The following is a 14,920-nucleotide window of genomic DNA, read 5'->3' as shown; positions in this document are numbered from 1 at the left end:
CCTCAGAAATCGTATTTGCTGATGTTCTCTTTAGTGAACACCACGCGCTCCGGCAGCAGCACGATACCGTTGCCCTTCGCCTCATACTGGTAGCCCTGCACGCTGTTCGGTTCGACCTTCAGGTCGCCGATATCCTTCACCGCCACGCTGTCACCGACGTTAAGATCGCCTTTTTTCAGCAAATGATCGGCGACGTTAACCGCAATCTTGCCCTGTTCCACCACATCCCACAGGCCGAAGGCCTTCACCGTGCCGCGCTCTACGTAAGGGCGCATCACGTTCGGCGTGCTGAAACCAACAATCGCCACGCCCTGGCGCTTCAGGTTTTCAGCCGCCTGTGCCGCAGCAGGCAACGCATTGGCATCCGGCGCGATAATCGCGTCGAGATCCGGATACGCTTTCAGAATGCCTTCGGCGGTCTGCAATGATTTGGTGGCGTCGTTATAGCCAAATTGGGTGGTGACCACCTGCCACTGCGGATGATCTTTGGCGATTTTAGCCTTCGCCTCTTTCACCCACTGGTTCTGGTCGGTAACGGTGGGGCTGGAATAGAAGAACGCCACTTTGGCATCAGGTTTGGTAACCTGCTTCCCGGCCATATCCACCAGCAGGCCGCCAAGCTGCTCCGGCGTGCCCTGGTTGATGTAGATACTGCGGCATTCCGGTTTGGTGTCGGAATCCCACGTCAGCACTTTTACACCGCGCTGCATCGCACGCTTGAGCGCCGGGCAAAGGCCGTCCGGTGACACCGCCGAAACGATAATTGCGCTATAGCCCTGGTTGACGAAGTTGTTGATTAGCTGCACCTGGCCGGAGACGCTCGGCTCCGTCGGGCCGTCGTAGGTGACGTCCACGCCGAGCTGCTTGCCCGCCTCTTTCGCACCGTTGCCGCCGCTGGTAAAGAAGCCGACGCCGACCAGCTTCGGGATAAACGCAATGCGATCTGCCGCCTGCGCCGTCACCACGCTCATTGCCAGCGCCAGGGCGCTCAGCTGCACACACAGTTTTGCTTTCATCTTATGCTCCGGATATTTTTTGCGAAAAAAGCCGACGCCACACCGTGCGCACCCCTTCACGATGCAGACTCAGCGAACGCCCCATCACCACAACAACCAGCAGCGCGCCCGCAAGCGCACTCGACACCTGGTTGGGAATACCGACCATCTGTAAACCCTGCTGCAGATACCCCACCAGCAGCGCCGCCAGCGCCGTCCCGATAACCGAGCCGGAACCGCCGTAAATATTGGCCCCGCCGAGCACCGCTGCGGTCAGCGCGGGCATTAACAAATCGCGACCTAAATCCGAACGGGCAGAGCCGAAATAGGACACCAGCACCAGCGCGGCAATCGCGGATGCCAGCCCCACCAGGCCGTACAGAACGTACGGCATACCGTTAACGGAAAGCGCCGCATAGCGCGCCGCGCGCGGGTTTTGCCCAAGCAAAAAGAGATGGCGCCCGAAGCGCCCACGGTGAGCCAGCAGCCAGAAGAAAAAGGTAATAACGATAAACAGCACCAGCGGCACCGGCAGGCCAAGCAGCGTCAGGTTGGCGAAGGCGGTGAAGCTGTCCGGGAAGCCGCCGATGCCCTCATAGCCCGTCGCCCCGGCCATGCCGGAAAGCAGCAGCGCCGCACCGCCGTAGAGATAAAGCGTGCCAAGCGTGATGACCAAAGGGCTAATGCCGGTGTAATGGATAAGCGCCGCGTTCACCAGCCCGCACAGCACGCCGAGCAGTAAAGTGAGCGGTATCGCCACGCTCATCGGCCAGCCCGCCTGCATCATCACGCCCAGCGCGATCGCGCACAGGCCAATGGTTGAGCCAAGCGAAATGTCTATTCCCCCGCTGATGATCACCAGCGTCAGCGGCAGCGCGACAATGCCAATACAGATGAAATCGCTGGTGCTGAACAGCAGCATATTGGCGTCCAGCATGCGCGGGTTCAGCGCCCCGAACAAAGCAATCTCCAGCACCAGCAGAATCAGCAGCGCGCTTTCCCAGTTGAGCTTCATTTATGCCACCTCTTTGCTTTTGCGTTTGGGAAACGGCGCGACGTTCTTGCCGCCTTTGTTGCCAGGCTGAAACCGGCTGTACTTCTGCGCCCGCTGATGGCGGGCCAGCGCCTGGCGCAGCCGTCCGTCCAGAACCAGCACGCCAAGCAGCACCAGCCCGGCGATAAAGTCGTTCCACCAGGCCGGGAGCCTGAACAGCACCAGCACGGTGTCGATCTGGGTCAGGAAAAACGCGCCGAGGAAGGCTCCAATCAGCGTGCCGGTGCCGCCGAGCAGCGATACGCCGCCGAGCACGCAGGCAGCAATGGCCTTCATCTCCAGCCCGCTGCCGGTCTGGTTCGGCACGAAGCCAATCTGTGCGGCAAAGATAATCCCGCCACAGGCGGCGAGCATGCCATTGAAGGTGAAGGCCAGCATTCGCGTACGGTTCACGCCAACGCCCAGCTGGCGTGCGGCGGCAAGGTTATCGCCCACCGCATAAAAATCACGGCCAAAGGTGGTGCGTGCCAGCGTCCACGCGCCCGCCAGCAGCAAAACCAGTACCAGCCAGCCGAGCGGTGAAATGCCGATAAGCGCCGGTTCCGATAGCGATTTCAGGCTGTCCGGCAGGCCTTCAATCCACTTGCCGCCGGTCCACAACAGCATAATGCCGCGATACAGCCCCAGCGTGCCGAGCGTGGCGACGATCGCCGGAATGCGAAAGCCCACCACTAACAGGCCATTGAATGCACCCGCCAGCGCGCCAATCCCCAGCGCAAAGGCGATAGCGACCGGCAGGCCGTAGCCGTTGTTAAGCGCCACGCCGACGGCTATCGCGCTCAGACCAACGGTGGAACCGACCGAAACATCAATATTACGCGTCAGCATCACCAGCGCGGCCCCCAGCGCCAGCAGGCAGAGGATCTGCGAGCTGGAAAAAATCATCGCCAGGGTTTGCAGGCTGAAGTAGGACGGATTCAGCGCCACCAGCACGGCAAACAGCGCCAGAATGGCGAGGAACGCGCTCAGTTCACGGTTTTTCAGCAAGGTTTTCATGCCTGCCCTCCGAAGGCCAGGGTCATCATCCGATCGACGCTCACCGCTTGCCTCATTAGTTCGCCACTCATGCGGCCCTGATGCATCACCAGCACCCGATCTGCCAGCCCCGGAAATTCATCAAGATCGCTGGAAATCATCAGCACCGCCACGTTTTGCGCCGCCACGCTTTTCAGCAGCTGATAGATATCGGCACGAGCGGAAACGTCCACGCCGCGTGTTGGCTCATCGACGATCAGCAGTAAAGGATTCGCTTCCAGACAGCGAGCCAGCAGCACCTTCTGCTGGTTACCGCCGGAGAGCGTGCGCACCGGCTGGTCGGCATCGTTGAGCTTGATGCCCAGCGCCCGGTGATAGCGTTCCACCACCGCTGCCTCACGTTTGTTTTCCTGCCACAGCGAAGGCTGATTGAACATCACCGTGTTCCAGCGAACGGGCGCATCGAGAAACAGCCCCGAAACCTGTCTGTCTTCCGGCAGATAAACCAGCCCGCTTGCCAGCCGCGCGCGGGTGCTGTCGCCGCTGATATCGCGGTTTTCCAGCCAGATTCGCCCGGCGCGCACCGGGCGCAGGCCGTACAGCGTTTCCGCCAGCTCCGTGCGCCCGGAGCCAACCAGCCCCGCAAGGCCGACGATCTCACCGGCACGGATCTCCAGGTTCAGATCGATAAAACCTTCCCCGGTCAGATCTTCCACGCGCAGAACGGGAAAATCCTGCGGTTGGGTGCGGCGGTTGCCCGGCAGCGCCAGCCAAAGCTTTTGCGTGTCGCTCAGATCTTTGTCGCGGCTGGCGGGCGTCATCGCGGCGATCAGCTGCGCATCGCTGTGATCGGCTGTCGCGCCGCTTAACACCACCGCGCCGTCGCGCATCACCGATACGTGGCTCGCCAGCGCGCGGATCTCCGGCAGCTTGTGGGAGATAAAGACGATCCCGACGCCCAACTCCTGCAAGGCCCGAACCTGCCGAAACAGCCGATCCGTTTCGCCGGGCGTTAATGACGCAGTGGGTTCGTCGAGGATCAAAATTTGCGCGTTACGCATCAGCCCGCGCAGGATCTCAACCATCTGCTGATCCGCCACCTCCAGCGTGCTGGCGGTGGCCTGCAAATTCAGCTGGCAGTTCAGCTGCTGTAATTTCTCCGCCAGCCTTTGATCGAGATTCGCCTCACGCGGCAGACGAAAGAGAATGTTTTCCCGCACGGTCAAATTCGGAAACAGCATCGGCTCCTGCGGCACCAGGTAAATGCCGAGCTGGTGAGCCTGGCCGGGCTTGAGCCGCGCAAAAGGTTTGCCGTTTATCCGAAGTTCACCCTCGTCCGGCGTTTCCACCCCGGCGACAATCTTCATCAGCGTGGATTTTCCCGCCCCGTTGCCGCCCATCAGCGCATGCACCTGACCAGAAAAAAGCGTGAAATCAATGCCCTTCAGCACGGCGATACCGGAGAACTGTTTGCGAATGCTGCGGGCTTCAATCAGTGGCTTCATCGTCACGCCTCGGTTGAACAAATGATTTTTTAAATTAATAATGTTCAAAAGCGTAGACCCTGAACTATATTTACAACCGTGCAAGGATCACAGTTTTGGCGTTTTCATCGCCCTGCAAAGTCGATGAGCAATGAAAGATCTGTTTTGCCAGTGGCTTCACACTTTCAGTCCGCGCAACTGCGAACATATGATCTAGATTTTTATAAGAGTTCACTTTATGAGCGAAAAACGCATCGAAGAGGGCCGCTACGCCGGGCTGGCGCTGGCGGAGGAAGAACTGGTGGCGCGGGTGGCCTGGTGCTACTACCACGACGGCCTGACCCAGAACGACATTGGCGAGCGGCTCGGCCTGCCGCGGCTGAAGATTTCCCGGCTGCTGGAAAAAGGGCGCCAGTCCGGCGTGATCCGCGTGCAGATCAACTCCCGCTACGAGGGTTGCCTGGCGCTGGAAACCGAACTGCAGCAGCGCTTCGGGCTCAAAATTGCCCGGGTGTTGCCAGCGCTGAACACTCCGCCGATGAACACGCGGTTAGGCGTAGGTGCCGCGCAGTCACTGATGGGCGTGCTTGAGCCAGGCCAGCTGCTGGCGGTGGGGTTCGGCGAAGCAACCATGAGCTGTATTCAGCACCTGAGCGGCTTTATCGGCTCCCAGCAGATCCGTCTGGTGACACTTTCCGGCGGCGTCGGGCCGTATATGACCGGCGTCGGGCAGTTAGATGCGGCGTGCAGCGTCAGCATGATCCCTGCCCCGCTGCGGGTCTCGTCGCCGGAGGTGGCAGAGATCCTGCGGCGTGAATCCAGCGTGCGGGATGTGATCCTCGCGGCGGGTGCGGCAGACGCGGCGGTCGTCGGGATTGGCGCCATCGATCAGCGGCGTGACGCCACGATCCTGCGTTCCGGCTATATCAGCGAAGGAGAACAGCTGATGTTCGCCCGCAAAGGTGCGGTCGGCGACATTCTGGGCTACTTCCTCCAGGCAGACGGCAAGCCGGTTGAAGGACTGGAGATCCACCGCGAGCTGCTCGGCGTCACGCTCGATGAGCTGGCGCAGCTGCCGACCATCGTTGGCGTCGCCGGGGGAGAAGAGAAAGCGCAGGCTATTTATGCGGCCCTCACCGGCAAACGCATTAATGGCCTGGTAACGGAAGAGACAACAGCACGCGCGGTGCTGTCGCTGGCGGGGTAACCGCCGCGCGCCGTGCGATAACAGCGAGGCGCACGTCATGAGTTACCTTTTAGCGTTAGACGCAGGAACCGGCAGCATTCGGGCGGTGATTTTCGACCTGGCAGGCCGCCAGATAGCGGTCGGCCAGGCCGAGTGGAAACACCTGAGCGTCGAGGGCGTTCCCGGCTCGATGGAATTTGACCTCACCACGAACTGGCAGCTCGCCTGCCAGTGCATCCGCCAGGCGCTGGCAAACGCCCACCTCAGCGCCGCCGATATTCAGTCTGTCGCCTGCTGTTCAATGCGCGAAGGGATTGTGCTCTACGATCGCAACGGCGAGGCCATCTGGGCCTGCGCCAACGTCGACGCCCGGGCCAGTCGCGAAGTGGCGGAGCTAAAAGAGATCCACGACTACCGGTTTGAATCCGAAGTGTACGACGTGTCCGGCCAGACGCTGGCGCTCTCTGCCATGCCGCGCCTGCTCTGGCTGGCGCACCATCGGCCGGATATCTATCGCAATGCCGCAACCATCACCATGATCAGCGACTGGCTGGCGGCAAAGCTCTCCGGTGAACTGGCGGTAGACCCGTCTAACGCAGGCACCACCGGGATGCTGGATCTGTTCAGCCGTGACTGGCGCCCTGCGCTGCTGGATATGGCCGGGCTGCGGGCGGATATGCTCTCACCGGTAAAAGAAACCGGCACGGTGCTCGGCAGCGTCACCAAAGCCGCGGCGCAGCAGTGCGGATTGCGGGCTGGTACACCCGTGGTGATGGGCGGTGGCGACGTACAGTTGGGCTGCCTGGGGCTTGGCGTGGTGCGCCCTGGCCAGACGGCCGTGCTCGGGGGCACTTTCTGGCAGCAGGTGGTGAATTTGCCGAAAGTGCGAACCGACCCTGCGATGAACATCCGCGTTAACCCGCATGTTATTCCCGGCATGGTGCAGGCAGAATCGATAAGCTTTTTTACCGGGCTCACCATGCGCTGGTTCCGCGATGCCTTCTGCGCCGAGGAAAAGCTGATTGCCGAACGCCTCGGCACCGATACCTATGCACTGCTCGAAGAGATGGCGAGCCGCGTACCGGCAGGTTCTCACGGCGTGATGCCGATATTCTCTGACGCCATGCACTTCAGCCAGTGGTATCACGCCGCGCCGTCGTTTATTAACCTCTCCATCGACCCCGAAAAGTGCAACAAGGCCACGCTGTTCCGCGCGCTCGAAGAGAACGCGGCGATTGTGTCAGCCTGCAATCTGGCGCAGATTTCACAGTTCTCCGGCGTACAGTTCGACAGCCTGGTATTCGCGGGCGGCGGTTCGAAAGGCGCGCTGTGGAGCCAGATTTTAAGCGACGTTACCGGGCTACCAGTGCGGGTGCCAGAAGTCAAAGAAGCCACCGCACTGGGCTGTGCGATCGCCGCAGGCGCGGGTGCCGGGCTGTATGCCGATATGGCCAGCGCGGGCGAAAAGCTGGTGAGCTGGAGCCGGGTGTTTACGCCTGACCGTGCGCACCAGGAGCTCTACGACGGCATGAAGGATAAGTGGCAGAAGATCTATGCCGATCAGCTTGGTCTGGTGGACAGCGGCCTGACAACGTCGATGTGGCAGGCTCCGGGGCTGATGCGCTCGCCCGGCCAACGCCCCTCACCCTAGCCCTCTCCCCAAAGGGGCGAGGGAATAATTTGCTCCCTCTCCCTTCCAGGGAGAGGACCACCACCTCACTTCCCCAATCTTTGAATCCCATCACAATCACCGCACTCGCCCTTTTCCCTTTTGCCCGCCGAAAGCTAAATTAACAACTCATCCGACCACATAACAATAATTTTACACTGGAAGCGATTATGAGCCACTACCCGTCCCTGTTTGCCCCGCTCGATCTGGGCTTTACCACCCTGAAAAACCGCGTTCTGATGGGCTCGATGCACACCGGGCTGGAGGAACGTCCGGACGGTACCGAACGGCTGGCGGCGTTCTATGCCGAACGTGCCCGGCACGGCGTGGCGCTTATCGTAACCGGCGGCGTGGCACCGACTTTATCTGGCGTCACAATGGAAGGCGGTGCGGTGCTCAACGATGCCAGCCAGCTGGCCCATCATCGCCCGGTGACCGACGCGGTGCATAAAGAAGGCGGTAAAATCGCCCTGCAAATCCTGCATACCGGGCGCTACAGCTATCAGCCTCGGCCGGTCGCGCCTTCAGCCCTTCAGGCCCCGATCAACCACTTCAAGCCGCACGCCCTGACTCACGAAGAAATTCTGGTGCTGATTGATGACTTTGCTCAGTGCGCTCTACTGGCGCGTGAAGCAGGCTACGACGGCGTGGAAGTGATGGGTTCTGAAGGCTATCTGATCAACGAATTCCTTGCGGCCCGCACCAATCAGCGTGAAGACGAATGGGGCGGAAGCTGGGAAAAACGCATGCGCTTCGCCGTCGAAGTGGTTCGCGCAGTGCGTGAGCGCGTGGGTGAGGATTTCATCATTATCTACCGTCTGTCGATGCTCGACCTGGTCGAGGGCGGCGGCAACTTCAACGAAACCGTAGAGCTGGCGCAGGCCATTGAAAAAGCAGGCGCAACCCTCATCAACACCGGCATTGGCTGGCACGAAGCCCGCATTCCAACGATTGCCACGCCCGTGCCGCGCGGTGCGTTTACCTGGGTGACGCGCAAGCTGAAAGGCAAAGTCACGATCCCACTGGTGACCACTAACCGTATTAACGATCCGCAGGTGGCCGATGAGATCCTCGCGCGCGGCGACGCCGATATGGTGTCGATGGCGCGGCCTTTCCTCGCAGATTCGGAGCTGCTCTCCAAGGCGCAAAGCGGGCGGGCGGATGAGATCAACACCTGCATCGGCTGTAACCAGGCCTGCCTCGATCAAATTTTCGCCGGCAAAGTGACCTCATGCCTCGTTAACCCACGCGCCTGCCATGAAACGCGGATGCCCGTCGTGCCGGCACAGCAGAAGAAAAACCTGGCCGTTGTCGGCGCGGGCCCGGCTGGCCTTGCGTTTGCGGTGAACGCGGCGGCGCGGGGGCATCAGGTGACGCTGTTCGATGCCGCAGGCGAAATTGGCGGCCAGTTTAATATCGCTAAGCAGATCCCCGGCAAAGAGGAGTTTTACGAGACGCTGCGCTATTACCGCCGGATGATCGAGCTCCACGGCGTGAAGCTGGAGCTGAACCGCACTGTCTGCGCAGAAGATCTGACCGAATTCGACGAAACGGTCCTCGCGACAGGCATTAAGCCGCGACTGCCTGCCATCGAGGGAATCGATCATTCTAAGGTACTGAATTATCTCGACGTACTGCGCGACAAAACGCCGGTTGGCCAGCGCGTCGCCATTATCGGCTGCGGCGGCATTGGTTTTGATACCGCGATGTACCTGAGCCAGCCGGGCGAGGCCACCAGCCAGAATATCGCTGAGTTTTGCGTGGAATGGGGAATTGATACCAGCCTGCAACTGAACGGCGGCCTGCGTCCGGAAGGGCCACAGCTGCACCAGAGCCCCCGCCAGATCGTGATGCTGCAACGCAAAGCCAGCAAACCTGGCGAAGGGTTAGGTAAAACCACCGGCTGGATCCATCGCACGACTCTGCTTGCGCGTGGGGTGAAAATGTTCCCGTCGGTGAGCTACGAGAAAATTGACGATCATGGGCTGCACGTAACGATCGGCGGAGAACCGCAGCTGCTCGAGGTGGATCACGTGATTATCTGTGCAGGACAGGAGCCGCGCCGCAGCCTGGCCGAACCGCTGCGTGCAGCCGGTAAACCGGTGCATCTGATTGGCGGATGTGATGTGGCGATGGAGTTAGATGCGCGTCGCGCGATTGCGCAGGGCACGAAATTAGCGTTGGAAATTTAAAGATGTTGCCCGGTGGCGCTACGTTTACCGGGCCTACAAAACCGTAGGCCTGAGCAAGCGAAGCGCCGCCGGGCAAAAAACCTTAACGGTTACGGCCGAGCTTGACCGCCTTCAGGATCACAAACTTCTTGTTGGTGGCGATAGTTGTGCAGTTGCCGAAAATCTTCTTCAGCTTGTGGTAGTAATCAAGGTGACGGTTCGCCACAATCACCAGCTCGCCGTTGATTTTCAGGCAGCGGCGCGCGTGGTGGAACATTTCCCAGGCCACGCCATCGGTCAGCGCGCTTTGCTGATGGAACGGCGGGTTGCAGAGCACGGCGTTAAAGCGGAACGGCTCCACCCCCGACAGCGCGTTGTTGATCATGAACTCGCAGCGATCCAGCGCGTCCGGCATGTTTTCTTCTACGTTCATGCGGCTGGAGCTGACCGCCATCGGCGACTCATCCACGAACACCACGTTCGCCTGCGGGTTGCGCTCCAGCAACGTCAGGCCGATAACGCCGTTACCGCAGCCGAGATCGACTATTTCCCCTTCCAGATCCTTCGGCAGATGCTCCATAAAGAAGCGCGCGCCGATATCCAGCCCGGTGCGGGAAAACACGTTCGCATGGTTATGGATGGTCCAGTCAGTTCCTTCCAGCTTCCAGCTGGTTATCTGCGACTCTTCCTTCAGCGCCGGAGCGGTGAAGGTACAGTTGATGAGACGGGCTTTTTTCCACGCAAGCGTGGTGGTCGTGGTGCCGAGAATTTTCGTGAACAGATCCAGCGTGGAGTTATGCACGTCGCGAGCCTTCGCACCGCCGATAATACGGGTTTGTGGCGTGACCACTTCGCGCAGAGCACGCAGCTGCTGTTCCAGCAGCGCCAGCGTTTTCGGGATTTTAATCAGCACGACCGCCGGATCTGCCGGGTATTCGCCGGTACTGTCGCGGAAGATGACGCTGTTTTCCGGGATATCGTTGTGGCGCAGGTTTTCACGGGTCGCCAGCTCGCTTAAATAGGAATCACCAATGCTGTAAGGCTGGTGTTCCGCCAGCGCACAGGCCAGCGCGCCGAAGGTATCGTTCAGAACGAGGACCGGGCCGGTGATGTCGGTGCCGTCTAACTGCTGCAGCAGGTATTCGTCTGCCGCTTCCCACGCCTGCAGCGGGTTAACGTCGTCCGTTTCCGGGAAACGTTTTAGTGTCAGTGAACGGAAACCGTTGTCTGATTGGCTCATCGGCCCTCCTGGATGGTAAAATTCGGTGGTATCCCCGTCAGGGGGCGTCAGGTTACTGACAAAAAAGGAAAAAGCGTGGTTTTTCCTTTTTTGTTGTAATCAGCCGAAAATCAATGAATTGATTTTCCTTATTTTTTTTACAGTAATGACATCCTTACTTGCACTCTTACAGGATGTTCAGCGCTGCGTCGCCCCTTCGGGGTGCGTGAGTATACCCTTTTTTCCCGGAATCTGAGACAAGCATGAGCGAACTGACGTATTTAAGCGGTTATCCCGAGCATCTGCTCGCCCAGGTTCGTACCCTGATTGCCGAACGGCGTCTTGGCGAAGTGCTGGAGAAGCGCTATCCCGACAGGCACGACATCACTAACGATAAGGCGCTGTGGGAATTTACGCAAAACCTGAAAAACCGCTATATGCGCAGCGCCCCACCTATCAACAAAGTGGCGTTCGACAATAAAATTCACGTGCTGAAAAACGCGCTGGGCCTGCACACTGCGGTGTCCCGCGTGCAGGGCGGGAAGCTGAAGGCCAAAGCGGAGATCCGCGTCGCCACCGTGTTTCGCCAGTCGCCGGAAGCTTTTTTGCGCATGATTGTGGTGCATGAGCTGGCGCACCTGAAGGAGAAAGATCACAACAAAGCCTTCTATCAGCTCTGCTGCCATATGGAGCCGCAGTATCACCAGCTGGAGTTTGATACCCGCCTTTGGCTGACGCAGCTTTCGCTGCCGGGTTCTGCGTGAATGCACAGAAAGAGCTTTAACAGCTGAGGTAGTTCTGCTCCCTTTCCGGCCAGCTATAAAGTTCATCCGGCGTGCCGTTGGGGAAAAAACCCTCCGGTGGCACATCGATATATTCCCCTTCCACCCGACGAATCAGCGTCCAGCCGGTTTCTGCCCAGCGGTCTTCTTGCCAGTCGTACTCCCGCCGTCCGGTGTCCTCATCCACCCAGTCGCTTCGTCTGACACCCTGGCGTACATTTCTTACTCTGGTAATTTGTTCGCTGGGATACAACAACTGAGCTGCGGCATGCTCCACATCGGGTAAATAAATGCCACTTTGAGCTGGCAATTCACCGATTTCAATCCTTATATTGCGATCAAGTTCATAGCGAGGAATACGCTTTGGCAAATCATTTAAACTATAAAGGCTATTTTCCCCTAAATAGGTCAGATAACCCTCTTGCCACATTCCCCTCACAGTTAAAGAAAGTCGTTTATCGAGCTCACTAGCCTCACCTTCTGCTATTGCAATTCTGGTTTGCTCTTCATCCGTCATCCAACCATCCCAGAACTCATCAATCCCCCTACTATAACCATTCATCGCAGAACCAATGTTGAATGCTTTGGGATCGTTATGAGTACGTAAAATATACGCGTTAATATATCTCTCTCTGCCATGGCGGATATTTGGCAATACCCTGTTTCCCCAGACCACATCCGCCTGTTTCCACAGCGGTTCGTTTCGGCTACGCACCGGGATTTCAGACTGGTATCGAGCGTAGGCCGCTTCATGGGCATCAATAAATTCAATAATCGCATCCCGCGTGGCGGCAATATGCTCTGCGGAGCTGAACTGCTCCAGTAAATAGCATTCCTGTGGGTGAAGTATCGCCATTTTATTTATCCCGGAAGACAGAGCCGCCGTCTTCTCGCTTCACCAGCGTCCAACAGGCACGCTGCTGCGAATTATTTTCTCCCGGCAGATACGGCAGCCGTTCACCCTTGCGAAGATTAACGTGCTTCATCTCATTACCGGTAAAGACCGACCAGTCTCCGGTATGAGTAGCTTCCTCACCGGACCAGGCGCTGATATAGCCCCCTTCACGGCTGATATAGTTCTTCTCCCGTTCCGGCCAGCTATAAAGTTCATCCGGCGTGCCGTTGGGGAAAAAACCCTCCGGTGGCACATCGATATATTCCCCTTCCACCCGACGAATCAGCGTCCAGCCGGTTTCTGCCCAGCGGGCTTCTTCCCAACTGTAGTCTCGTCGCCCGGTTTTCTCATTTACCCAGTCGCTGCGTCTGACACCCTGACGGGCTTCCCTGAGCATATTGGTTTCTGGGTCAGGATAAAGTAACTGAGCCGCGGCGAACTCCACATCGGGAAGATAAATTCCTGCCTGCGTTGGCAACTGACCAATTTCAATCCTGACATTTTTATCCAGCTCATAGCGTGGTAAGCGTTTTGGTAATTCATTGAGCCTAAAATAATAATTAGCTCCAAGATAAGTTAAATCTCCTTCTTCCCACATCCCGCTTACGGTTGTAGAAAGTTGTTGGTCAAGACGGGTTGCCTTGCTCTTAGCTTTTACGATCCTCGTTTGCTCCTCATCCGTCATCCAGCCATCCCAGAACTCACTAATGCCACGATCAAAATCGTTCATTGTATGCCCAATCCGAAACGCCAAGGGATCGTCATGAGTTCGGTAAATATATGCGTTGATATACTGCTCACGGGCGGTTCGGATATTCGGCAATACCCTGTTTCCCCAGACCACATCCGCCTGCTTCCACAGCGGTTCGCTTCGGCTGCGCACCGGGATTTTAGCCTGGTACCGCGCATAGGCCGCTTCATGGGCATCAATAAATTCAATAATCGCATCCCGCGTGGCAGCAATATGCTCTGCGGAGCTGAACTGCTCCAGTAAATAGCATTCCTGTGGGTGAAGTATCGCCATTTTATTTATCCTTTTTTTCGTACCAGTTGTGTTTGTTTTCCAGGCGTGGCAATCCAAGGTATACGGCTGCCGGGTCGTTATCCACATCCAGATAGCCCCAGCCGGTTTTCATTCGCTTACCGGTAAATTCCTTTTTCAGATCATTTGGATCAACAACAATTTGCATACCCCCACCTTCCAGTGAATATTCTTCAGCTCCCCTTTTAAGTTGAGTACTCGCACGCCCCTCCCAGACCTTAAGCGACTTACCCGGTGGAACCGTGTAGATGACATATTCGCCGTTTTCATTCCAGCTTTTCCAGACCGCAAAACGCCTGCGCCATTCGCTTTTCGATTTCAGCGCCTGAAACTCCTGTTCACGCATCCAGCAGATACTGTTATCCCCGGAGCTGGGATCTACCACCCGATACAGCTTTTCACCGGGCGGTATCTCAGTCGCCTTCATTGAATCATCGAAAGTATTAAACTTGCCGTTTAACGGAGCGCGGCTATTTTCAACATAACGAATATCCGGCCAGCCTTGCTCAATTTTTCTCTCTTGTGATTCACTAAGTTTCCTCAAGGCAGAATATTGACGCTTAACCCCTTTATCCACCCAGTCCGGCTTATCCCGCTTTAACATCTCCAGCTCTTGCGCCGCGCGCTCGCCGCCCAGCACATGATGGTTAACTCCCACTTTTCCACGGTAGAGATTGTCGCCCTCAATTCTCAGGCGGTTGGCCAGACGTTCCAGGTAATCATTTACCGGCTGCAGCGCTTTGCCCAGCATTTCATCCGCTTTACGGCGGACAAACTGCAACACATCCCACAGCTCAGTAACCGGCCGACGCAATGACTCTGGCCCCCAGGAAACGACTTTATCCAGCATACTGCGGGTTGCCGCCAGCACGTCGTCGAACGCCTTCAGCAGCTTGCTAACGGAAAGGGCTCCCCTTAAGGCGCGTACCTGCTTTTCCAGGTAATGATATGCATTATGAATTTTCAGGGTTTTGAGGGTGCCGCGAACGGCCGGGAGATCCAAGAACTTGTTGAGCAAGGCGATACTGCCGTCGAGGGATTTGGTGATCAGGGTCTGGTTCTGCGTCGCACGCATAAACGTTTTGCGTCCTGACAGCAGAAGAACTTTCATGCTTCCCTTAACCAGAGACCCCAGCGTCGGGAAAAGCCCAATCAGCGTCAGCACCAGAGCAACCCAATATCCGGTGTTGTTCTCCTCTTCTTTAATCTTTTTGCAGTTGGCGACCAGATCCCGAATATCACAAATCTGATCGACAAGAGGGATCATTGATATGAGCGTTCCCGTGACAATCTGCCCGGTCGTCTGCTCCTCATTAAAATCGCCCTGAATGGTTTGCCATATCCATTCCCCTGCCGCCTCCATTTTTCTGCTTAACCCCGAAAACCAGCCTTCCGGTGCAGGCTGATAAAATGCCAGCGCGTTCTGAAGATCCGTATCCATGCTGTCG

Annotated in this window: 12 protein-coding genes; 4 read left to right on the top strand and 8 right to left on the bottom strand. The window is 57.7% G+C overall.

The window, feature by feature from the left end; translation table 11 throughout:
- Positions 1 to 2: 2 nt before the first annotated feature.
- Genes lsrB through lsrA form a run of 4 tightly spaced genes read right to left on the bottom strand, consistent with a single transcriptional unit; the run spans position 3 to position 4,529 of the window.
- Positions 3 to 1,016, bottom strand: a complete 1,014-nt coding sequence (gene lsrB / locus RTU33_RS04270) for an autoinducer 2 ABC transporter substrate-binding protein LsrB (protein ID WP_312625546.1) — start codon at positions 1,014 to 1,016, stop codon at positions 3 to 5.
- A gap of 1 nt (position 1,017) precedes the next feature.
- On the bottom strand, positions 1,018 to 2,010 hold the full coding sequence (gene lsrD / locus RTU33_RS04265) for an autoinducer 2 ABC transporter permease LsrD (protein ID WP_312625544.1): 993 nt from the start codon (positions 2,008 to 2,010) through the stop codon (positions 1,018 to 1,020).
- Positions 2,011 to 3,045, bottom strand: a complete 1,035-nt coding sequence (gene lsrC, locus RTU33_RS04260) for an autoinducer 2 ABC transporter permease LsrC (protein WP_312625543.1) — start codon at positions 3,043 to 3,045, stop codon at positions 2,011 to 2,013.
- Positions 3,042 to 4,529 (bottom strand): autoinducer 2 ABC transporter ATP-binding protein LsrA, encoded by a 1,488-nt coding sequence (lsrA, locus tag RTU33_RS04255; RefSeq protein ID WP_312625542.1) that lies wholly within the window; start codon positions 4,527 to 4,529, stop codon positions 3,042 to 3,044. The genes lsrC and lsrA overlap by 4 nt, the downstream gene beginning before the upstream one ends.
- Before the next feature lie 217 nt (positions 4,530 to 4,746).
- Here lsrA and lsrR point away from each other — a divergent pair, with 217 nt between their 5' ends.
- From lsrR to RTU33_RS04240, 3 genes are all read left to right on the top strand, one after another.
- Complete coding sequence (gene lsrR, locus RTU33_RS04250; protein WP_312625540.1) at positions 4,747 to 5,715, top strand: transcriptional regulator LsrR; 969 nt, start codon at positions 4,747 to 4,749, stop codon at positions 5,713 to 5,715.
- A 37-nt stretch (positions 5,716 to 5,752) separates the two neighbouring features.
- Positions 5,753 to 7,345 carry an autoinducer-2 kinase gene (gene lsrK, locus RTU33_RS04245; RefSeq protein WP_312625539.1) on the top strand — a complete coding sequence of 531 codons (1,593 nt, stop codon included), beginning with the start codon at positions 5,753 to 5,755 and terminating at the stop codon, positions 7,343 to 7,345.
- A 188-nt stretch (positions 7,346 to 7,533) separates the two neighbouring features.
- Entirely contained in the window at positions 7,534 to 9,555 is a 2,022-nt protein-coding gene (locus tag RTU33_RS04240; RefSeq protein WP_312625538.1) for an NADPH-dependent 2,4-dienoyl-CoA reductase, read from the top strand.
- A gap of 82 nt (positions 9,556 to 9,637) precedes the next feature.
- Here the strand turns inward: RTU33_RS04240 and rlmG are convergent, their stop codons facing one another.
- Positions 9,638 to 10,774: a 23S rRNA (guanine(1835)-N(2))-methyltransferase RlmG gene (rlmG, locus tag RTU33_RS04235; RefSeq protein ID WP_312625537.1), complete on the bottom strand. Its 1,137-nt coding sequence runs from the start codon at positions 10,772 to 10,774 to the stop codon at positions 9,638 to 9,640.
- 242 nt (positions 10,775 to 11,016) lie between these two features.
- On the opposite strand from rlmG, the gene RTU33_RS04230 reads away from it, so the two are divergent.
- Positions 11,017 to 11,517 (top strand): M48 family metallopeptidase, encoded by a 501-nt coding sequence (locus RTU33_RS04230; protein ID WP_312625535.1) that lies wholly within the window; start codon positions 11,017 to 11,019, stop codon positions 11,515 to 11,517.
- Between the two features lie 16 nt (positions 11,518 to 11,533).
- Here the strand turns inward: RTU33_RS04230 and RTU33_RS04225 are convergent, their stop codons facing one another.
- Genes RTU33_RS04225 through RTU33_RS04215 form a run of 3 tightly spaced genes read right to left on the bottom strand, consistent with a single transcriptional unit; the run spans position 11,534 to position 14,913 of the window.
- Positions 11,534 to 12,391 carry a type VI secretion protein ImpA gene (locus RTU33_RS04225; protein WP_312625533.1) on the bottom strand — a complete coding sequence of 286 codons (858 nt, stop codon included), beginning with the start codon at positions 12,389 to 12,391 and terminating at the stop codon, positions 11,534 to 11,536.
- A gap of 1 nt (position 12,392) precedes the next feature.
- On the bottom strand, positions 12,393 to 13,454 hold the full coding sequence (locus RTU33_RS04220) for a type VI secretion protein ImpA (RefSeq protein WP_312625530.1): 1,062 nt from the start codon (positions 13,452 to 13,454) through the stop codon (positions 12,393 to 12,395).
- A 1-nt stretch (position 13,455) separates the two neighbouring features.
- Positions 13,456 to 14,913: a hypothetical protein gene (locus tag RTU33_RS04215; RefSeq protein WP_312625529.1), complete on the bottom strand. Its 1,458-nt coding sequence runs from the start codon at positions 14,911 to 14,913 to the stop codon at positions 13,456 to 13,458.
- Positions 14,914 to 14,920: the final 7 nt, after the last annotated feature.

It is taken from the genome of Scandinavium sp., assembly GCF_032012665.1.
Classification (GTDB): Bacteria; Pseudomonadota; Gammaproteobacteria; order Enterobacterales; family Enterobacteriaceae; genus Scandinavium.
This window is presented reverse-complemented; position numbering and strand designations above follow the sequence as displayed.

What these genes read in the sequence shown, in the direction of transcription:
- lsrB (WP_312625546.1), bottom strand. Translation starts at nt 1,016, where the DNA reads ATGAAAGCAAAACTGTGTGTGCAGCTGAGCGCCCTGGCGCTGGCAATG.
- lsrD (WP_312625544.1), bottom strand. Translation starts at nt 2,010, where the DNA reads ATGAAGCTCAACTGGGAAAGCGCGCTGCTGATTCTGCTGGTGCTGGAG.
- lsrC (WP_312625543.1), bottom strand. Translation starts at nt 3,045, where the DNA reads ATGAAAACCTTGCTGAAAAACCGTGAACTGAGCGCGTTCCTCGCCATT.
- lsrA (WP_312625542.1), bottom strand. Translation starts at nt 4,529, where the DNA reads ATGAAGCCACTGATTGAAGCCCGCAGCATTCGCAAACAGTTCTCCGGT.
- lsrR (WP_312625540.1), top strand. Translation starts at nt 4,747, where the DNA reads ATGAGCGAAAAACGCATCGAAGAGGGCCGCTACGCCGGGCTGGCGCTG.
- lsrK (WP_312625539.1), top strand. Translation starts at nt 5,753, where the DNA reads ATGAGTTACCTTTTAGCGTTAGACGCAGGAACCGGCAGCATTCGGGCG.
- RTU33_RS04240 (WP_312625538.1), top strand. Translation starts at nt 7,534, where the DNA reads ATGAGCCACTACCCGTCCCTGTTTGCCCCGCTCGATCTGGGCTTTACC.
- rlmG (WP_312625537.1), bottom strand. Translation starts at nt 10,774, where the DNA reads ATGAGCCAATCAGACAACGGTTTCCGTTCACTGACACTAAAACGTTTC.
- RTU33_RS04230 (WP_312625535.1), top strand. Translation starts at nt 11,017, where the DNA reads ATGAGCGAACTGACGTATTTAAGCGGTTATCCCGAGCATCTGCTCGCC.
- RTU33_RS04225 (WP_312625533.1), bottom strand. Translation starts at nt 12,391, where the DNA reads ATGGCGATACTTCACCCACAGGAATGCTATTTACTGGAGCAGTTCAGC.
- RTU33_RS04220 (WP_312625530.1), bottom strand. Translation starts at nt 13,454, where the DNA reads ATGGCGATACTTCACCCACAGGAATGCTATTTACTGGAGCAGTTCAGC.
- RTU33_RS04215 (WP_312625529.1), bottom strand. Translation starts at nt 14,913, where the DNA reads ATGGATACGGATCTTCAGAACGCGCTGGCATTTTATCAGCCTGCACCG.